Below are 20701 nucleotides of genomic sequence, written 5' to 3'. Positions count from 1 at the left end.
TATGCTACTGTTTTACTACATTCACATTATAAAAATGAAAAAAAGGGGCTCGCCTCAATATGGATATGTCAAAAAATAACCAAGGAAAAATATCTGCATTTATCCTCTGTGGTCCATTCATTGGGACATTTATTATCATTATCACATTTCACAGCGGATTATTTTTTTATGATCCAATGCGGTTTTTAAAAGGACTCATTACACCATCTATTATATTTCCAATGATCGCTGCATTCATCTTGATTACTCCAATTGGTTATCTCCTAGGATGCATTCCAGCCATCATTACCAACCTCTTATTTAAGCACTTTTTTGCAAGTAAATTAGCGTTAGCCTCTTGGCGTTATAGTTTAATCTATGGGTGTCTTTTAGGCTTTATGCTAGCCCCTTTTATTCTTATCATTGCTATAGTCACGCCTTCTCCTTTATTGACTTTTCTTTATCTCCAGTTTGTCCTTATACTACCAACAACACTAATTTGTACTTTTATTGAATGGAAAAGAGCCAGAAATCGTCAGGATATCAATGAATGACCTCACATAACTGATTCGATCATTGTGTATATTAATAAAAAATTCGCTTACAAAAGTAGATTTTTTTTCATATATAAAAAGCGCCGTGATGAACCAATCCATGTTAAAAAATAATTCGTTAAATTAATTCTGATCAACTCCAATGAAAAAAACTGCCCTATCATTATCAGTCCTTTTATTCGGCTTATTCCCTCTTACATCACAAGCAGAAGTCACCAAAACATTACCGATCATTGAACAACAAGCGCAAGTAGCAGGGTTTTACCAACATCAGCTGGGCAATACACAAATTACCGCCTTGCTAGATGGCACCAACTTTATGTCTCCCACACTATTTAAGGATATTTCACAGGATAAGGTTCAAGAAATTTTAAAGAAATATCATGCAGATCAAGCCAAAGGTGTGCAAACATCGGTGAATGCATTTTTAGTTAACACAGGAAAATCATTGGTTTTGGTGGATAGCGGTACTGCAGATTGTTTCGGTGCGCATCTAGGCTCTGTATTAAAAAATCTCAAAGCTTCAGGTCATCAACCTGAACAAGTCAATACGATTTTACTGACACATTTACACCCTGATCATTCCTGTGGTGTCAGTAAAAATGGCATAGCAAACTACCCAAATGCCACCATCTATGTCTCTGAAGATGAAGCAAATTATTGGCTAAATCCAAAACAAGCTGAAAAAATAGCACAAGATAAACGAGCCAATTACTTAGCAACTGTAGAAAAGATCAAAGCTGCCCTTGCACCCTATCAAGCTAAAAAACAGTTTAAAACATTTAAACTGGCTGACAACATCAGCGGATTTGAAGTGATCAGTACTGCTGGTCATACCCCAGGACATTTTAGTTACAAACTAAAAACAACGGGTGAAGATATTGTTTTTATTGGGGATATTGTCCACTCTCATACAGTACAATTCGATAAACCAGAAACAGCAATAGAATATGATATTGACCCGAAAACAGCTGTTCAAACCCGATTAAAGCAGTTTGCTGATTATGCAAAACATGGACAAACCATCGCAGCACCCCATTTGCCATTCCCAGGCATTGGACATATTTACTCAGCAGATGGGAAAAGCTATCAATGGATTCCTGCTCACTTTAAAGATTAATGATTTTATTGTTTAGGTGGAATCTTTTTAATGATTTTTAAAAGCTCCTGCTAAGTCTAGTACTTTTAATATTCTATTTTAGACTTTTTTCTTCCAGATATCCAAATACCACGCATAAAAAAACACCCCGCTCTCGTTAGAGATCGGGGTGTTTTAGATTTAAAAGCTGGCGATGACTTACTCTCACATGGGTAACCCCACACTACCATCAGCGCTAAGAGGTTTCACTTCTGAGTTCGGGAAGGGATCAGGTGGTTCACTCTTGCTATTGTCGCCAGCAAACTGTTATGGACTTGTTCGGGTCTTATTTAAATGCCTTACTTCGTACCAAATGAGTTATTAACAGAACATTTGAGTTGATTTTAACATAAAGCATAGCTTTATGTCTTGCGCTCGGACAAACATAATTAATGTTTGTTTATTCCTCGCTCATGTAACTAGCTTTTCAACTAAATCAAGTATGTTTGATCTTTTATGAATCAAATGATGCTTCATATACAACTGCTTGGGTGTTGTATAGTCAAGCCTCACGAGCAATTAGTATTGGTCAGCTTCATGCGTCACCGCACTTCCACATCCAACCTATCAACGTCGTAGTCTTCAACGGCTCTTTAGAGGACATAAAGTCCTAGGGAAATCTTATCTTGAGGTAGGCTTCCCGCTTAGATGCTTTCAGCGGTTATCCCTTCCGAACATAGCTACCCGGCGATGCGACTGGCGTCACAACCGGTACACCAGAGGTTCGTCCACTCTGGTCCTCTCGTACTAGGAGCAGATCCTCTCAAATTTCCAACGCCCACGGTAGATAGGGACCGAACTGTCTCACGACGTTCTAAACCCAGCTCGCGTACCTCTTTAAATGGCGAACAGCCATACCCTTGGGACCTGCTTCAGCCCCAGGATGAGATGAGCCGACATCGAGGTGCCAAACACCGCCGTCGATATGAACTCTTGGGCGGTATCAGCCTGTTATCCCCAGAGTACCTTTTATCCGTTGAGCGATGGCCCTTCCATACAGAACCACCGGATCACTAAGACCTACTTTCGTACCTGCTCGACTTGTGGGTCTCGCAGTTAAGCGCGCTTTTGCCTTTATACTCTACGCGTGATTTCCGACCACGCTGAGCGCACCTTCGTACTCCTCCGTTACTCTTTAGGAGGAGACCGCCCCAGTCAAACTACCCACCAGACATGGTCCTCGTCCCGGATAACGGGACAGAGTTAGAACCTCAATATTACCAGGGTGGTATTTCAAGGATGGCTCCATAGCAACTGGCGTCACTACTTCAAAGCCTCCCACCTATCCTACACAAGTAAGATCAAAGTTCAATGTCAAGCTGCAGTAAAGGTTCACGGGGTCTTTCCGTCTAGCCGCGGGTACACCGCATCTTCACGGCGATTTCGATTTCACTGAGCCTCTGCTGGAGACAGCGCCCCCATCATTATGCCATTCGTGCAGGTCGGAACTTACCCGACAAGGAATTTCGCTACCTTAGGACCGTTATAGTTACGGCCGCCGTTTACTGGGGCTTCGATCAAGAGCTTCGCTTACGCTAACCCCATCAATTAACCTTCCAGCACCGGGCAGGCATCACACCCTATACGTCCACTTTCGTGTTTGCAGAGTGCTATGTTTTTAATAAACAGTTGCAGGGGCCTGGTTTCTGTGGCTGCCAATAGCTCAAGGAGCAAGTCCTATCACCGTCAGCAGCGTACCTTCTCCCGAAGTTACGGTACCATTTTGCCTAGTTCCTTCAGCAGAGTTCTCTCAAGCGCTTTGGTCTACTCGACCTGACCACCTGTGTCGGTTTAGGGTACGATTCCTGTGTAACTGAAGCTTAGAGACTTTTCCTGGAAGCATAGTATCAGCCACTTCGCTAGTAAACTAGCTTGCTATCAGCTCTCAGCATAGAGCACCCCGGATTTGCCTAAGATGCATGCCTACTGCCTTTCACCTGGACAACCAACGCCAGGCTGACTTAACTTTCTCCGTCCTCTCATCGCATTACACAGAAGTATTGGAATATTAACCAATTTCCCATCGACTACGCCTCTCGGCCTCGCCTTAGGGGTCGACTCACCCAGCCCCGATTAACGTTGGACTGGAACCCTTGGTCTTTCAGCGAACGGGTTTTTCACCCGTTTTGTCGTTACTCACGTCAGCATTCGCACTTCTGATACCTCCAGCATACTTCTCAATACACCTTCATCGGCTTACAGAACGCTCCCCTACCACGTATACATAGTATACATCCGCAGCTTCGGCATATAGTTTTAGCCCCGTTACATCTTCCGCGCAGGCCGACTCGACTAGTGAGCTATTACGCTTTCTTTAAAGGGTGGCTGCTTCTAAGCCAACCTCCTAGCTGTCTATGCCTTCCCACATCGTTTCCCACTTAACTATAATTTGGGGGCCTTAGCTGGCGGTCTGGATTGTTTTCCTCTTGACTACGGACGTTAGCACCCGCAGTCTGTCTCCCGGATAGTACTCATAGGTATTCGGAGTTTGCATCGGTTTGGTAAGTCGGGATGACCCCCTAGCCGAAACAGTGCTCTACCCCCTATGGTATTCGTCCGAGGCGCTACCTAAATAGCTTTCGGGGAGAACCAGCTATCACCGAGTTTGATTAGCCTTTCACCCCTATCCACAAGTCATCCCCTGGCTTTTCAACGACAGTGGGTTCGGTCCTCCAGTTAGTGTTACCCAACCTTCAACCTGCTCATGGATAGATCACCCGGTTTCGGGTCTATACCCAGCAACTAAACGCCCTATTAAGACTCGATTTCTCTACGGCTCCCCTATGCGGTTAACCTTGCTACTGAATATAAGTCGCTGACCCATTATACAAAAGGTACGCAGTCACCGAACAAGTCGGCTCCCACTGCTTGTATGCATGCGGTTTCAGGATCTATTTCACTCCCCTCACAGGGGTTCTTTTCGCCTTTCCCTCACGGTACTGGTTCACTATCGGTCAGTCAGGAGTATTTAGCCTTGGAGGATGGTCCCCCCATATTCAGACAAGGTTTCACGTGCCTCGCCCTACTCGTCATCATTATATGTGCCCTTTCGTGTACGGGACTATCACCCTCTACGGTAGCACTTCCCAGAGCTTTCCGCTAAAACACATATAACTTAATGGGCTGATCCCCGTTCGCTCGCCGCTACTGAGGGAATCTCAATTGATTTCTTTTCCTAAGGGTACTGAGATGTTTCACTTCCCCTCGTTCGCCTCGCATGACTATGTATTCATCATGCGATACCTACCTTATGGTAAGTGGGTTTCCCCATTCAGAAATCTCCGGATCACAGGATATTTGCCGCCTCCCCGAAGCTTATCGCAGGCTATTACGTCTTTCATCGCCTCTGACTGCCAAGGCATCCACCACATGCACTTAATTACTTGACTATACAACCCCAAACAGTCGTTAATCCCTACAAGGAGGATCAACAATGTGAACTTAATCACTTCTATTTGTTGCCTGTGAACTTAATCACCATACAGCTTCAATTTAATTCATATACCAAAACGCTTGATTCAGTTTTATCGCTAGTGCTCATTTCACTCAACATTAACAATTACTTGCTAACATCAACTAAAACGAGTTTAAACAATTATTTCAACTCAAATATATTCTGTTAATGATTCACTACCGCCTCGTCAGCGAGTAGTTAACTGTGATAAATCACAGAACTTAATAAGCTATCGGCTTACTAAGTTCTGTAATCACTTAGTCTTTAATTAGTGGTGGAGACTAACGGAGTCGAACCGTTGACCTCCTGCGTGCAAAGCAGGCGCTCTACCAACTAAGCTAAGTCCCCAGCTTAAGATCTTAATATATCTGCTCTTCTGTGTTCAGTAGACTTGGTGGGTCTGACAAGACTTGAACTTGTGACCCCACGCTTATCAAGCGTGTGCTCTAACCAACTGAGCTACAGACCCTCAGATACATCAATGAAGAACAACTTGTTGTGGATTCTTACCAATCGTCAATCTTTCGTTAAGGAGGTGATCCAGCCGCAGGTTCCCCTACGGCTACCTTGTTACGACTTCACCCCAGTCATCGGCCACACCGTGGTAAGCGTCCTCCTTACGGTTAGACTACCTACTTCTGGTGCAACAAACTCCCATGGTGTGACGGGCGGTGTGTACAAGGCCCGGGAACGTATTCACCGCGGCATTCTGATCCGCGATTACTAGCGATTCCGACTTCATGGAGTCGAGTTGCAGACTCCAATCCGGACTACGATCGGCTTTTTGAGATTAGCATCCTATCGCTAGGTAGCAACCCTTTGTACCGACCATTGTAGCACGTGTGTAGCCCTGGTCGTAAGGGCCATGATGACTTGACGTCGTCCCCGCCTTCCTCCAGTTTGTCACTGGCAGTATCCTTAAAGTTCCCACCCGAAGTGCTGGCAAATAAGGAAAAGGGTTGCGCTCGTTGCGGGACTTAACCCAACATCTCACGACACGAGCTGACGACAGCCATGCAGCACCTGTATGTAAGTTCCCGAAGGCACCAATCCATCTCTGGAAAGTTCTTACTATGTCAAGACCAGGTAAGGTTCTTCGCGTTGCATCGAATTAAACCACATGCTCCACCGCTTGTGCGGGCCCCCGTCAATTCATTTGAGTTTTAGTCTTGCGACCGTACTCCCCAGGCGGTCTACTTATCGCGTTAGCTGCGCCACTAAAGCCTCAAAGGCCCCAACGGCTAGTAGACATCGTTTACGGCATGGACTACCAGGGTATCTAATCCTGTTTGCTCCCCATGCTTTCGTACCTCAGCGTCAGTATTAGGCCAGATGGCTGCCTTCGCCATCGGTATTCCTCCAGATCTCTACGCATTTCACCGCTACACCTGGAATTCTACCATCCTCTCCCATACTCTAGCTTCCCAGTATCGAATGCAATTCCCAAGTTAAGCTCGGGGATTTCACATCCGACTTAAAAAGCCGCCTACGCACGCTTTACGCCCAGTAAATCCGATTAACGCTCGCACCCTCTGTATTACCGCGGCTGCTGGCACAGAGTTAGCCGGTGCTTATTCTGCGAGTAACGTCCACTCATCCTAGGTATTAACTAGAAGAGCCTCCTCCTCGCTTAAAGTGCTTTACAACCATAAGGCCTTCTTCACACACGCGGCATGGCTGGATCAGGGTTCCCCCCATTGTCCAATATTCCCCACTGCTGCCTCCCGTAGGAGTCTGGGCCGTGTCTCAGTCCCAGTGTGGCGGATCATCCTCTCAGACCCGCTACAGATCGTCGCCTTGGTAGGCCTTTACCCCACCAACTAGCTAATCCGACTTAGGCTCATCTATTAACGCAAGGTCACAAGTGATCCCCTGCTTTCCCCCGTAGGGCGTATGCGGTATTAGCATCCCTTTCGAGATGTTGTCCCCCATTAATAGGCAGATTCCTAAGTATTACTCACCCGTCCGCCGCTAGGTCAATTACCGAAGCAATCTCCCCCGCTCGACTTGCATGTGTTAAGCCTGCCGCCAGCGTTCAATCTGAGCCATGATCAAACTCTTCAGTTAAAAATCATTAGTGACTTAAGGTCACAATTCTGGCTCATCAATGTACTGACAAATTCTCTCAAATAAACTTCGAGTAATTTAAACCAATCAATCAATGATAATATTTCGATTAATCAATCAGTAAAAATCCACACAAGTTGTTCTTCATATTCTCTTAATGATCTTCTCAATGCTTCGTCAGCATCAAGCTAGGTCGGCCATACTACTCTCTATCTCTAAAAAGTCAATCAATAATGTTAATTATTTTTTCTAACAAACCCAACTCCAATCTCATCTTAAAATCTCAATTCGAAATCTTAACAACTTAATCAAGTGCCTGATTTATCAGAAGTTTTATTTAACATCACCGCCGATGGATGTGCATTCTACAGCATTCCCAACCCAACACAACCCCTTTTTTTAAACTTTTTTATCAACTGGACATTTTTTCGACCAAAATAGCAAAAAAAGTCCATTTTTAGCTATTTTTTGCACCATTTTTTCTCATACTAATAAAGCAGAACATGTTTTTATTTAAATTTTAAGCTATTTATATTTGTTTTTTTTCTTTAAACTATTTGAAATAATTTTATCATTTAATAAATTAAGTCGAATATGGCCCGTTTTATAAATAGAAGAAGCTTCTGTTTAGGAATTTTGCTCTTTTGCTGCAACTATTCCTCAGCCAATTCGTCACATAATATTTTCATGATGACATTGTCGATATTAAGTTATGCAAAATGGAACACTCCGAATCCAGAATTATGCGTCGTTGATAATGCATCTTATGCAAACCAATTTTCTGCTTATATCAAATCAAATAAGTCTCCTTTTAATATAAGTGCGATACATTCCGCCGATCTAAAAAATCGTCATTGTGATGCGGTATTTTTTTCCAATACTTCAGCACAAACCGAACAGGCCCTTATTGGGAAATCATTAAATTCATCTATTTTATCGTTTAGCTCAAGTAATTCTGAATGTGAAATTGGCAGCGTTTTTTGCTTATCCACCAACAAAACAGGAAATACTATTTTTAAAGTGAATCTTGATAGTTTAGCTCAGTCTAAAATACATGTTGACCCACGTGTTTTATTGCTGGCAAAGAATTCGGATTAAAATAATGATGAATAAATTTTTTAAATCGAGTTCTCTACAAACATTGTTTCGTAAATCTCAATTTACGACCTTTGCAATCACTTTATTTATTAGTACGTCTACTTTTGTCACGATTTCAGTATTTACCGTTGAATCTTATGCGAAACAAAACCTATTATTAATCAGTCGAACCGTGTCTGAACGTGTTCAACCTGCGCTGGTGTTCTCTGATAGAATCGCGATTTCGCAGATTATCAATGAATACACCTTTCAACATTCAGTACGCCTGATTGAGGTTTATGATAATCAAGGTCATAAAGTTGCTGAAAGCCTAAAAAATGTTGAACACTATTCATATATTCAAAACTTTTTTGATCATATCTTTTTAAAAGATTCCATCAAGTTAAACGTCCAACATCAAGGAAAGCTGGTTGGTCAAGTTGTGCTATATGGAAGTTCCAATGAAATTTTAATGTTTATTTTTAAAATTTTTACCGGCTTAGCGTTTGGCATGCTCTTTATGGTTTTTGCTGTATGGTGGTCAGTAAACTTAACCTATCGCCATATTATGGGTTCTTTTTTACCGATTATACAAATTGCACAACTCTTAAGAAATCAAAAGGCGTATAACTTAAGGTTTCCAAAAAGTGATGTAAAAGAATTTCAAGACTTAAACAGTGTGTTCAACCAACTCTTAGATGAAATTCAATCTTGGCATACCCATCTTCAAAATGAAAATAGTGAACTTTCTTATCAAGTTCAACATGATCATTTAACCGAACTACCTAATCGTAATTATTTTTATCAAGTGTTATGTAATTTATATGAAGACACCAATCAACGTGAAAATTTAGCTTTATTATTTATTGATAATAATAATTTTAAAGCTATTAATGATCAATATGGACATTTGGTCGGTGATGAAGTTTTAAAAGAAATGGCTTCGCGATTAAGACGCCATATTCGCCAAGATGATTTTGTCGCGCGTCTTGCAGGAGATGAGTTTGCAATTATTTTACGTTCCATTTCTAAAATTGAACACCTCATCTCTATTGCGGAAAATCTGATTAAATGTTGTGACGATCCTTTAATCTATAAAGGACAATCGATTTCTTTTAGCTTTAGTATCGGTATTGCTATCTCTAGCCAGGCCTCAAGCCCAGAAGACTTAATTTCTCAAGCAGATCAAGCCATGTACAAAGCAAAATCTTTACAGCATCATTGGTTTATTTACCATTCATAATATTAGGGGGTTTTTATGACTTTAAAAAACGTACAACTTTCTATTCTTGCAATACTCTGCCTAGCACTTACAGGTTGTATGAATCTAGGTGGGTTGAGCTATAAACAAGCTCGTGTACTTAAGAAAGAAGGTTTTGTATTAACGGATGAAGGTTGGAGTCTAGGTCTACCAGAACGTTTATTGTTTGGTTTTAACGAGTCAAATATTAATACCGAGCGCCAAACTGAATTGGTTCGTTTAGCCACGCAATTAAATAAATATCATCTCGATAAACTTAAAATTGTAGGTCATACCGATAATATCGGAAATCCTGAATACAATTTAAAATTATCCAAAGAACGTGCTCAAAATGTTTCAAATATATTCATTGAGCAAAAATTTAATCCACAAAATATCCAAGTGATTGGAAAAGGGGCTGACCAGCCACTTAAATCAAATGATTCAGAAGAGAATAAAGCTGAAAACCGTCGTGTTGCGGTGATTATTATTCCTTGATAATCTTCTCTTTATTAAAAAAGATCTCTACGGAGATCTTTTTTTAGATCTATAGAATTTGACGCTTCGTTGACAAACACAAATTTCAGGCATAAAAAAACCGCCTTTAAGCGGATAATTTATATTTAAGCTGATGCTTAAATGGTCGGAGCAGTAGGATTCGAACCTACGACCCCCTGGTCCCAAACCAGGTGCACTACCAGGCTGTGCTATGCTCCGAATTTACAACAAACTTAAGGAATTGGGGTGAATGATGGGGCTCGAACCCACGACAACCGGAATCACAATCCGGGGCTCTACCAACTGAGCTACATCCACCGTCACATTAAGTTTTAGGATCTATAGTATCAAGCAACATATGGTGCGCCTGACAGGATTCGAACCTGTGACCATCCGCTTAGAAGGCGGATGCTCTATCCAACTGAGCTACAGGCGCATGACCAATGATACTAATATCACAGATTAACTTGCCTTGAAGAATTGGTCGGAGCAGTAGGATTCGAACCTACGACCCCCTGGTCCCAAACCAGGTGCACTACCAGGCTGTGCTATGCTCCGTTCATCTCAGCTTTTGTGTATCGCACATCGTGCGGTACGGTGTGCATTCTAGGCGTGACGCCACAAGACGTCAACACCTATCTTGAAAAAAAGTTAAAAAAACACGTCAAATGTATATTAATCAAACATTTCAGATGTTTTTTATACAATTTCTATCGTTTTAATTGAGCACTAAAGTTCAACATACGATCTAAAGGTAATTTAGCACGTTCAGCCAAAGCAGCATCTACGAATATTTCTTGATCGGCCTTTTGCAAAACTGCCAAAATACCATCTAATTCATTCATTGCCATCCACGGGCAATGCGCACAAGAACGACAAGTTGCACCCTCACCTGCTGTAGGTGCTTCAATCAAGGTCTTATGCGGTACAGCTTGTTGCATTTTATAGAAAATGCCACGATCTGTAGCCACAATTAAAGTGTCTTGTGGCAATGTTTGAGCTGCTTTGATCAGTTGTGAGGTACTTCCCACCGCATCCGCAATATCAATCACGGATTCTGGTGACTCAGGATGCACCAATACAGCTGCATTCGGATACAGCGCTTTCATCTTTTCAATACCACGGGCACGAAACTCTTCATGCACGATACAAGCACCATCCCAAAGCAACATATCAGCACCGGTTTTCTTTTGAATATAACGGCCTAAATGTTGATCTGGTGCCCAAATAATTTTCTCGCCCAAACTGTCTAAGTGTTCAATGATCTCTACAGCACAACTTGAAGTCACTACCCAATCTGCACGTGCTTTAACTGCTGCTGAGGTATTGGCATAGACCACAACAGTATGCTCAGGATGCGCATCACAAAATGCGGTAAATTCATCTACAGGACAACCGAGATCAAGCGAACAGGTTGCTTCCAAAGTTGGCATAAGGACTGTTTTTTCAGGAGAAAGAATTTTTGAGGTTTCTCCCATAAATTTAACCCCAGCGACCACCAGAGTAGATGCCTCATGATCACGTCCAAAACGTGCCATTTCTAAAGAATCAGAAACACAACCACCTGTCGCTTCCGCAAGTTCTTGTACATCTGGATCACAATAATAATGTGCCACCAAAACAGCATTGTTCTTTTGCAACTCAGCTTTAATTTGCGCAAACTTCTGCTGTTTTACCGCTGGACTCAGACTATTGTCCTTAGGTTCACCTAAACGATCTAAATGCGCTTGCACAACCGATTTTGCTTCGTTGGCAATTAAATTATTCGCATCATTCATAAGAGGTCTTCTCTTTCCTTGTCGCTGGCATCATGCTAGCGTTTATACACTTGTGAATTGATTGTACGGTTTAGCGCACATAAATTCACCACGAAAAATGTTTTGTTATAAAAAAGCCTCACGAATGAGGCTCCTTAAAAAATCAGTAGTTAAGAACGATAGTCCGCATTAATTTTCACATAATCATAGGATAGATCACAGGTGTAGACCGTATCTTTGGCCTGCCCTCGACCAAGGTTTACATGAATGGTCATTTCTGTCTGTGACATTACCCGTGCACCAGCTTCTTCGGTATAGTCTTCAGCAGCACCACCATCTTTACAAATTTGCACGTCGTCTAACCAGACTTGAATTTTTTCAACATCCAAATCTTTCACGCCAGCATAACCAATCGCAGCAAGGATACGCCCCCAGTTTGGATCAGACGCAAAAATTGCCGTTTTAACCAATGGTGAATGAGCAATGCTATAAGCAATATCGCAGCATTCTTGTGTGTCGTTTCCACCGTCAACCGTGATAGTAATGAATTTGGTCGCCCCTTCCCCATCACGAATAATCAGTTGCGCCAAACGCTTCATCACACGCGATAAAACATCCAAAACCACAGTATAACGTGCATCATCTTCACTGCTAATTTCTACACCACCAGCCATTCCGGTTGCAGCAAAGATGCATGAATCATTGGTAGAAGTATCACCATCCACAGTAATCCGATTAAATGATTGGTCTGCGCTAATTTTTAACATTTTTTGCACAAGATTTCGTGCAATTGGCGCATCGGTTGCAACAAAACTCAGCATGGTCGCCATATTGGGGCGAATCATGCCTGCACCTTTAGAAATCCCAGTCATTGTATACGTTATACCATCAAGCTCGAACTGTTCTGAGGCGCCTTTTGGTGTGGTATCCGTGGTCATGATCCCAGTCGCAGCGTCCGTCCATGAAGCGTCATTCAAACTATTTAGTGCAGGCTGTAAACCTTGCGTTAAACGCTCAATCGGCAGTTGTTCGCCAATGACCCCTGTAGAGAATGGCAATACTTCAAATTCTTCTACCTGCGCTAACTCAGCAAGCTTTAAACAGGTCAATTGTGCATTTTGCATACCCAATTTTCCTGTACCTGCATTAGCATTCCCAGTATTGATGACCAAGTAGCGTGGATTAGCTTGTGCTAAATGCGCTTTCGACACATGAACTGGCGCTGCGCAAAATGCATTTTGGGTAAATACCCCTGCAACATTGGTACCTTGTGCAAATTCAAAAATAACTAAATCTCGTCGATTTGGATAACGGACATACGCCTCAGCAGAGCCAATTTTTACACCTTGTACCACATGCATATGCGGCATAGACACGTCACCAACAGCCATTTTCAAATGTCCACATGAATTAGAATGAAAACACAGCTTATTAGAATTCTCTATAAAAATCGAGCTTATTAAAATGCTTATTTATTTTTACTATAAGAAAAGCTTATTCATTTGAATATAAAATAAAAAAGCCAGTAAATATACTGGCTTTCATTACATCAGCAACGTATTACTGTTGAACAGCAGTCGTGGTATCCGCAGCCAATAATGCTTGCTTTACTTTTTCTTGACTAGATACTGACAATGCTGGATTTGAAGCAACAACGCGATTAACCGTAGCAGGTGTTACCGCTGCAATCGCCGCAGTTTTTAAAATAATTGGGCGTCCGCCTGTATTACCTAAAGTATAACGAATACCAGTACGTGGACTGATTACAGTCGTGGTTTCATTTTTTACTTCTGCTTGGGCTGTCACTGCTCCTGTAGCAGCTTGTACTTTTTCCACTGTCGTCGTTTGTGGTGCCGTATCTGCAAATGCCAATGCTGGAACTGCTAAAGTTGCAACAAATAAAGGTTTTAATAATTTTTTCATTATCTTCCCAAAGATCTTTTCCAATTGAGCAACTTAATACCACTTAATCACATTTCCTGCAATAAAAATTAACGCATGGTAATAACTTGTAAAAAAAGCAGAACAATTGTTCTGCTTTTTTGTAACACTTTCAGGGTCTATTCACTCAATTAGATTTTGCCGTGACATTGTTTGTATTTCAAACCTGAACCACAAGGACAAGGTGCATTACGGCTTTCTGGTGCTGCAATCTCATCACTATCCGTGAATTGTGCATCAACAATCTCATTACTAACCGTACCGCTTAAGCCATCCACTTCATCATGTGCAAAGTTAAGACGCATAGATTCAGCTTGAGCCTGTTGTTGAGCTTCCATTTCAGCAAGCTCTTCAGGTGTTGGGATATGCACACGAGAAATATCAGTAACCACGTCAGACTTAATCACACCCAGCATATTGACGAATAAATTGAAGGCTTCCTTCTTATATTCTTGTTCAGGGTTCTTTTGTGCATAACCACGTAAGTGAATCCCTTGACGCAAATAATCCATCGCAGCCAAATGGTCTTTCCAATGGCGATCTAAAGAACCCAGCATGAAGTGACGTTCAAGTGTCGCAGCAGTATCATCGCCCATTTGTTCACGACGATTACGGTAACGCGTGACAATCTCATCAGAAATACGTTCAACCAAGGCTTCTTCATCAAGACGACGATCTTCTTCCAACCATTGATTTACAGGAAGATTAATACCTAAGTCTTCATTCAATGCATTTTCAAGCCCTTGGATATCCCATTGATCATGGATTGATTCAGGTGGAATATAGGTTTCGATTAAGCCTTTTACGACTTCACGATGCATTTCTTCAATATAATCTTGAAGTGAGCTTTCTTCTAAAATTTCATCACGTTGAGAGTAAATAATTTTACGTTGTTCGTTATTTACATCATCGTATTTCAACAAGTTTTTACGAATATCGAAGTTACGTGCTTCAACTTTGCGCTGTGCATTTTCAATAGAACGCGACACCATTTTATGCTCAATGGCTTCATTCTCTTGTAGTCCCATCGCACGCATCATTGCAACAACGCGATCACCCGCGAAAATACGCATCAAATCATCTTCTAATGACAAGAAGAACCGTGAAACACCTGGGTCACCTTGACGACCAGAACGACCACGCAACTGGTTATCAATACGACGTGATTCATGACGTTCAGAACCGATGATGTGTAAACCACCTGAACTCAACACCATTTCATTGTTTTGTTCCCATTCCGCTTTAAGACGAGCTTCATCTTCCGCAGTATGGTTTTCAATTTTGGCAAGTTTTGCTTTCCAGTTGCCACCAAGCAAAATATCGGTACCACGACCTGCCATATTGGTTGCAATGGTCACAGCACGCGGTGAACCCGCTTGAGCAATAATGTCTGCTTCACGCTCATGTTGTTTAGCGTTCAAGACTTCGTGGGTAATACCCGCATCTCGTAACTTATCAGATAAAATCTCTGAAGCCTCGATAGTTGCAGTACCAATCAAGATAGGTGCAACACCTGCTTCATGAATTTTCTGAATTTCTTCAATAATTGCGTTGTATTTACCATTACGGTTTAAATAAATTAAATCGTTTTGGTCATTACGAATCATCGGACGATGGGTTGGGATAAGCACCACATCCAAACCATAAATTTCTTTCATTTCCGCAGCTTCAGTATCAGCAGTACCTGTCATACCTGAAAGCTTTTTGTATAAACGGAAATAGTTCTGGAATGTGGTTGTTGCTAAAGTTTGGTTTTCAGGTTGAACATCTAACGCTTCTTTGGCTTCAACAGCTTGGTGCAAACCTTCAGACCAACGACGACCTGGCATGGTACGACCAGTATTCTCATCAACAATGATTACTTCACCATCATGTACGATGTAGTGAACATTACGTTGATAAAGGAAATGTGCACGAATTGCAGCAGACACGTGATGAACCAGATTTAGATTTGATGGTGAATATAAGCTTTCGCCTTCAGCCAACAAGCCCATTTTAATCAATTCATCTTCAACAGTTTCATAACCGACTTCAGTCATTTCAACTTGGCGTTGCTTTTCATCAATCCAGAAATGACCGCCATCTGCGACTTTTTCTTCTTTTTGAGCATGCAACTTTGGTGGAATACTATTGATTGCAACATAAAGCTGTGATGAGTCATCACTTTGACCTGAAATAATCAACGGTGTACGTGCTTCATCGATCAAGATCGAATCGACCTCATCGATAATCGCATAAATCAAACCACGTTGCTTTTTCTCTGCCATAGAGAAAACCATGTTATCGCGCAGATAATCGAAACCAAATTCATTATTGGTACCGTAAGTAATATCTGAACGATATGCCTCAGCTTTCTCTATTGGTGATTGCATCGAATAGATTACACCAACGCTTAAACCCAAGAACTCATAAAGCGGACGGTTTAATTCAGCATCACGTTGTGCCAAGTAATCGTTGACCGTGATGACATGAACACCTTGTTCACTAATTGCATTTAAATATACAGCCAAAGTACCCATCAGGGTTTTACCTTCACCTGTACGCATTTCTGCAATTTTTCCTTCATGCAAAGTAATACCACCAATGAGCTGCACATCATAATGACGCATACCCATGACACGTTTTGCTGCTTCACGACACACCGCAAACGCTTCTGGCATTAATTTATCTAGGCTTTCACCTTTCTTATATCTTTGTTTGAATTCTTCAGTTTTTGCAGATAAGTCTGCATCGCTGAGTGCAGATGTCGTCGGCTCGAGCGCATTGATCTTATCGACAATTTTACGCATACGTTTTAGTTCGCGCTCGTTTTTAGTACCGAAGATTCCTCCGATCAGACTTGCCAACATATAAACTCTCTAAATCTTTGTGAAATAAATTTTTCTCAGACGATATTATGGTGGTAGAAATTTGAAGTACAAGGGTTTTGCACAAATCCAATCAAAAAAATCTGACGATTAGTTCTAGCACGTATCAGCTAAGGCGCATTAATGTAGCAAATTTAACCGATATTTGCAGTGAGGTAGAGATCAATTCTATGTTTTTTTTCATATGCTTCTTTTATTAATATCTATTTTCTTCATAAAGAAATACAAAAACACTATTTTTAATTATAAAAAAACTGGGTAATAGTAGTTTGGACGAGCCAAATAACAAACAACATTTTTAGATATTGAGGTTTCAAAATGACTTTACGATTAGGTGACATTGCACCAGATTTCACTCAGGAATCTAGTGAAGGTCCAATTAAGTTTTATGATTACTTGGGTGACAGTTGGGGTGTTTTATTCTCACACCCTGCCGATTATACGCCAGTATGTACCACTGAGTTGGGCCATACCGCAAAATTAAAAGATGAGTTTGAACAGCGTGGGGTAAAAGCCATTGCCCTTTCAGTCGATGATGTTGAATCACATAAAGGTTGGATCAACGACATCAATGAAACACAAAATACCACTGTAAACTTTCCAATCATTGCAGACAAAGATCGTAAGGTATCGACGCTGTATGATTTCATTCATCCAAATGCCAGCGAAACCCTCACCGTACGTTCTTTAGTTATTATTGATCCCCATAAGAAAGTTCGCTTAATCATTACCTACCCTGCATCAACTGGACGTAATTTTAAAGAAATTCTCCGTGTGATTGATTCATTACAACTAACTGACAATTATAAAGTTGCCACACCTGCAAACTGGCAAGATGGTGAAGATGTTGTCATCGTCCCGTCGATCAAAGATGAAGCGGAGCTTAAAGAACGCTTCCCAAAAGGTTATACGGCGGTTAAGCCTTATCTTCGTCTTACCCCACAACCTAATAAATAATATGCAATATTGAATTTTTTAGATTAGAGCTAACTAACTCCAAAAGATCACATCCAAGCTTGATGTGGTCTTTTTTTAAGATCCACTGATTGCAACGAAATTCTTTTCCCCTTCAAAATACACCAAACAACAAATACTAAAATAAAAACAAAATCATTTAAAAATAGAAAAGGCACCGAAGTGCCTTTTATGATCAAAGATCAGTGAACAAATGTTATGCAGGAATACGTAAAACTTGTCCTGGGAAAATATCATCCGCATTTTTTAACAATGGGCGGTTCGCTTCAAAAATTTTATTATATTGGTTGGCATCACCATAAAATTCTTTTGAAATTTTAGACAAATTATCACCTGATTTAACCGTATAAAACTTACTTTCAGGCTCAGGTGCTGCCACTGTCATTTGATCATCAACTTGCGCCACATGGTCGATATTCCCCACAGCAAGAATGATTTTCTCTTTATCAGCCTGAGTTTGTACCTGACCGTGAATCGTGGCCAAATCAGAAGTACTATTATAACTTACAGAAAGCCCTGTTACTGGCAAGCCTAACGCTTTAATGTGCCCCAACAACTTATTGGCAATTTCTTGTGCAGATGGTTCTGCTGGCGTTGCTGGTGCCGCTTGTGGCTCAGCTGGTGCAGTATTTTTCTTGCCAATTCCTTTAATAAAATCAAAAAGACCCATATGTCGTACTCCATATCATTATTGAAAATTGTTTTACTGAGAATGTATTACTGTGAACTGTTATACAAATTTAAGAACTCTATTTTTATAGCGAAAAAGTGTCAGAGTGTGCGTTGTCATTGGTGATAAAAAGGTAACGGTATGTAACCAATGTTTTTGATTTTAAACTTATTTAGTTGCTTTTTAGGTTAAGGCATCGCCAAGCAAACATTCACTCAATACAGCTAAATTTAGGCATAAAAAAACCACCTAAAGGTGGTCTTTTTACGTATAACAACAACGTGCTATACAATCAACACATTAACCAAGTTTTTTAGTTACATAGTCGATAGCTGATTGAACAGTTGTGATTTCGTTAGAATCTTCATCTGGAATAGTGATGTCGAAGTCATTTTCGAAAGACATAACAAGTTCTACTAGGTCTAGAGAATCAGCACCCAAATCATCCATGAAAGATGCTTCGTTTTTGATTTCTTCAGCTTTGATACCTAATTGTTCTGCAACAGCTTGTTTAATGCGTTGTTCGATATCGCTCACAGGAATTCTCCTCATTGCTTGTGGCGGCTTTTAATTGCCTGATAGTTTAATTGAATATTTACTTTTTTCAAAGTTTATACATCGCATTACGCCATGTATAAACCACCATTTACGTGTAATACTGTGCCTGTAATGTAACTGGCTTTGTCAGAAGCTAAAAAACTTACTGCATTTGCAATATCTTCTGGTTGACCAAATCGGTTTAACGCAACTTGATCACTCATTTTTTTGCGAATATCTTCACTTAACTGCTCAGTCATTTCTGTTGCGATAAAACCAGGCGCAATACAGTTAACTGTAATCTGACGGCTTCCCATTTCTTTTGCAAGACTGCGACTGAAAGCTTCAATCCCTGCTTTTGCAGCAGAATAGTTGGCTTGTCCTGGGTTAGCAAAATGCGCAACAACAGAACTGATATTGATAATGCGTCCAAAGCGCGCTTTGGTCATGCCTTTCAATACACGTTTAGATAAGCGGAATACAGCTTTAAGATGAATATTGAGAATATCGTCCCAATCATCTTCAGACATACGTAACAGTAGATTGTCTTTGGTAATCCCTGCATTGTTCACAAGTATCATCACTGAACCATATTTTTGTTCAATGTCAGACACCAATGCATCAATTGCAGCACCATCACGTACATCAAGTAATGCACCAGCACCGTTTTCAGCAAAAACTGTTGAAAGTTTTTCTGCGCCCGCTGCTGATGTTGCCGTACCTACAACAAAATAACCGTCTTGAATCAATTGCTGAGCGATGGCAGCACCAATCCCTCGGCTCGCGCCTGTCACTAATGCGACTTTGCGTTCTTGTGTCATGCAATTTTCCCTTCAGCCACTAAGATAGCATTCAGTGCATCTTCCATACGACTTTGTGTATCGAGTGGAAATGCTTTTTCGATATTTGGTAAACGTTTTGCTAAATTCGCCAATACATTACCTGGACCACATTCAGCAACATACTGAATACCTTGGTCTTGGATGAATTGCATGGTTTTAGTCCACTGTACTGACTGATACAATTGCGCTGTTAACGCTAAGCGTAATTGGCTTGTATCTGTCGCGATTCCAGCATTGACATTTTGTATTACAGGAATGCTTGGTAGCTCAATGGCAGTTTGTTCCAAAGCTTCTGCAAACTGTTCGGCAGCAGGTTTCATTAGAGAACAATGTGATGGTACAGATACAGGTAATGCAATTGCTTTACCGCCGTTTTCTTTGGCAACGGTCATGACAGCTTCGACTAGAGTTTTATCACCTGCGATAACAACTTGGCCTTGTGCATTATAGTTTGCAGCTTCAACAGAACCACGGCCTTGCACATTGGCTTGCTCGCACAGTTCAAGTACTTTCGCGTCATCCAGACCGAGAATAGCCGCCATCGCGCCTTGCCCCTGAGGCACAGCACTTTGCATCAATTTACCGCGTAAATTTACCAACTTGACTGCATCTGCCAAAGTCATCGACTCTGCAGCAACTAAAGCACTGTATTCGCCTAATGAATGACCTGCGAGGTATTTTGGCACAACACCACCAAGATCTAACCATACACGCCATAAAGCAATACTTGCTGTCAATAAAACAGGTTGAGTATTTTCAGTTTGATCTAAACCTTCACCGCTTTGTGCAATGTGCCATAAATCAAAACCGATGGCATCTGATGCTTCAGTAAAGGTTTCTTGTACACCACTAAACTGTTCTGCAAGTTCAGCAAGCATACCCACTTTTTGTGAACCTTGACCTGGAAACAAAAATGCAGTTTTTGTTGCTTGAGCTGCTTGTTCGAGTCGTTTGGCAGACATATAAAAAGTCCCTTATTTAATCTTGATCGTTTCCGATGGCGCAATTTTACATTAAAAAAAAATTTATTTAATTGCGAAATACAACAAAAAACCCAGTCATTGAAAACAAAAAAAGGGAGCTTTCGCTCCCATTTTTTTACTAA

Annotated in this window: 14 protein-coding genes, 6 tRNA genes and 3 rRNA genes; 6 read left to right on the top strand and 17 right to left on the bottom strand. The window is 41.1% G+C overall.

Annotated features, from left to right (window positions below):
- Positions 1-59: 59 nt before the first annotated feature.
- Together PYV58_RS03495 and PYV58_RS03490 are read left to right on the top strand one after the other, a co-directional pair.
- Complete coding sequence (locus tag PYV58_RS03495) at positions 60-533, top strand: hypothetical protein (RefSeq protein WP_051671066.1); 474 nt, start codon at positions 60-62, stop codon at positions 531-533.
- A 142-nt stretch (positions 534-675) separates the two neighbouring features.
- On the top strand, positions 676-1653 hold the full coding sequence (locus tag PYV58_RS03490; RefSeq protein WP_034616015.1) for an MBL fold metallo-hydrolase: 978 nt from the start codon (positions 676-678) through the stop codon (positions 1651-1653).
- A gap of 164 nt (positions 1654-1817) precedes the next feature.
- On the opposite strand, the gene rrf is transcribed toward PYV58_RS03490, so the two are convergent.
- The 5 genes from rrf to PYV58_RS03465 all read right to left on the bottom strand — a co-directional run bounded on the left by rrf (position 1818) and on the right by PYV58_RS03465 (position 7192).
- Positions 1818-1932 (bottom strand): 5S ribosomal RNA (rrf, locus tag PYV58_RS03485).
- 237 nt (positions 1933-2169) lie between these two features.
- Positions 2170-5060 (bottom strand): 23S ribosomal RNA (locus PYV58_RS03480).
- A gap of 337 nt (positions 5061-5397) precedes the next feature.
- Positions 5398-5473, bottom strand: a tRNA-Ala gene (locus PYV58_RS03475).
- A 44-nt stretch (positions 5474-5517) separates the two neighbouring features.
- Positions 5518-5594, bottom strand: a tRNA-Ile gene (locus PYV58_RS03470).
- 59 nt (positions 5595-5653) lie between these two features.
- Positions 5654-7192: ribosomal RNA gene (locus tag PYV58_RS03465) — 16S ribosomal RNA — on the bottom strand.
- Together the 16S, 23S and 5S rRNA genes with 2 tRNA genes alongside form the textbook arrangement of a ribosomal RNA operon.
- Positions 7193-7882: 690 nt before the next feature.
- On the opposite strand from PYV58_RS03465, the gene PYV58_RS03460 reads away from it, so the two are divergent.
- The 3 genes from PYV58_RS03460 to PYV58_RS03450 are packed head-to-tail and all read left to right on the top strand — an operon-like array spanning position 7883 to position 10007.
- The gene (locus tag PYV58_RS03460; RefSeq protein ID WP_227504303.1) at positions 7883-8290 is read left to right on the top strand and encodes a YfiR family protein; all 408 of its coding nucleotides are present in this window, start codon (positions 7883-7885) and stop codon (positions 8288-8290) included.
- Between the two features lie 4 nt (positions 8291-8294).
- The gene (locus PYV58_RS03455; RefSeq protein ID WP_004723846.1) at positions 8295-9512 is read left to right on the top strand and encodes a sensor domain-containing diguanylate cyclase; all 1218 of its coding nucleotides are present in this window, start codon (positions 8295-8297) and stop codon (positions 9510-9512) included.
- Between the two features lie 15 nt (positions 9513-9527).
- Positions 9528-10007 (top strand): OmpA family protein, encoded by a 480-nt coding sequence (locus PYV58_RS03450; protein ID WP_004723848.1) that lies wholly within the window; start codon positions 9528-9530, stop codon positions 10005-10007.
- 142 nt (positions 10008-10149) lie between these two features.
- Here PYV58_RS03450 and PYV58_RS03445 read toward each other — a convergent pair.
- From PYV58_RS03445 to secA, 8 genes are all read right to left on the bottom strand, one after another.
- Positions 10150-10226, bottom strand: a tRNA-Pro gene (locus PYV58_RS03445).
- Positions 10227-10249: 23 nt separating this feature from the next.
- Positions 10250-10325: transfer RNA gene (locus PYV58_RS03440), tRNA-His, on the bottom strand.
- A gap of 41 nt (positions 10326-10366) precedes the next feature.
- A tRNA-Arg gene (locus tag PYV58_RS03435) sits at positions 10367-10443 on the bottom strand.
- A gap of 45 nt (positions 10444-10488) precedes the next feature.
- Positions 10489-10565: transfer RNA gene (locus PYV58_RS03430), tRNA-Pro, on the bottom strand.
- A gap of 152 nt (positions 10566-10717) precedes the next feature.
- The gene (nadA, locus tag PYV58_RS03425) at positions 10718-11785 is read right to left on the bottom strand and encodes a quinolinate synthase NadA (RefSeq protein WP_004817734.1); all 1068 of its coding nucleotides are present in this window, start codon (positions 11783-11785) and stop codon (positions 10718-10720) included.
- Positions 11786-11934: 149 nt separating this feature from the next.
- Positions 11935-13155 (bottom strand): bifunctional glutamate N-acetyltransferase/amino-acid acetyltransferase ArgJ, encoded by a 1221-nt coding sequence (argJ, locus tag PYV58_RS03420; protein ID WP_034614626.1) that lies wholly within the window; start codon positions 13153-13155, stop codon positions 11935-11937.
- 169 nt (positions 13156-13324) lie between these two features.
- Positions 13325-13687 carry a hypothetical protein gene (locus PYV58_RS03415; protein WP_004817737.1) on the bottom strand — a complete coding sequence of 121 codons (363 nt, stop codon included), beginning with the start codon at positions 13685-13687 and terminating at the stop codon, positions 13325-13327.
- A gap of 149 nt (positions 13688-13836) precedes the next feature.
- Positions 13837-16554, bottom strand: a complete 2718-nt coding sequence (gene secA / locus PYV58_RS03410; RefSeq protein ID WP_004817738.1) for a preprotein translocase subunit SecA — start codon at positions 16552-16554, stop codon at positions 13837-13839.
- A gap of 336 nt (positions 16555-16890) precedes the next feature.
- On the opposite strand from secA, the gene PYV58_RS03405 reads away from it, so the two are divergent.
- Positions 16891-17529 carry a peroxiredoxin gene (locus tag PYV58_RS03405; RefSeq protein WP_034614623.1) on the top strand — a complete coding sequence of 213 codons (639 nt, stop codon included), beginning with the start codon at positions 16891-16893 and terminating at the stop codon, positions 17527-17529.
- Between the two features lie 214 nt (positions 17530-17743).
- Here PYV58_RS03405 and lysM read toward each other — a convergent pair whose 3' ends face one another.
- The 4 genes from lysM to fabD form a co-directional block, all read right to left on the bottom strand.
- Complete coding sequence (lysM, locus tag PYV58_RS03400) at positions 17744-18217, bottom strand: peptidoglycan-binding protein LysM (protein WP_004817740.1); 474 nt, start codon at positions 18215-18217, stop codon at positions 17744-17746.
- A 300-nt stretch (positions 18218-18517) separates the two neighbouring features.
- Entirely contained in the window at positions 18518-18754 is a 237-nt protein-coding gene (gene acpP / locus PYV58_RS03395) for an acyl carrier protein (protein ID WP_004723957.1), read from the bottom strand.
- A gap of 86 nt (positions 18755-18840) precedes the next feature.
- Entirely contained in the window at positions 18841-19575 is a 735-nt protein-coding gene (gene fabG / locus PYV58_RS03390; protein ID WP_004723960.1) for a 3-oxoacyl-ACP reductase FabG, read from the bottom strand.
- Complete coding sequence (gene fabD, locus PYV58_RS03385) at positions 19572-20558, bottom strand: ACP S-malonyltransferase (RefSeq protein ID WP_004723962.1); 987 nt, start codon at positions 20556-20558, stop codon at positions 19572-19574. The genes fabG and fabD overlap by 4 nt, the downstream gene beginning before the upstream one ends.
- Positions 20559-20701 lie beyond the last annotated feature (143 nt).

The organism is Acinetobacter sp. TAC-1 (genome assembly GCF_029025845.1).
Lineage (GTDB): Bacteria > Pseudomonadota > Gammaproteobacteria > Pseudomonadales > Moraxellaceae > Acinetobacter > Acinetobacter guillouiae.
The sequence above is the reverse complement of the archived record's forward strand: the minus strand, read 5'-3'. Positions and strand labels throughout refer to the sequence as shown.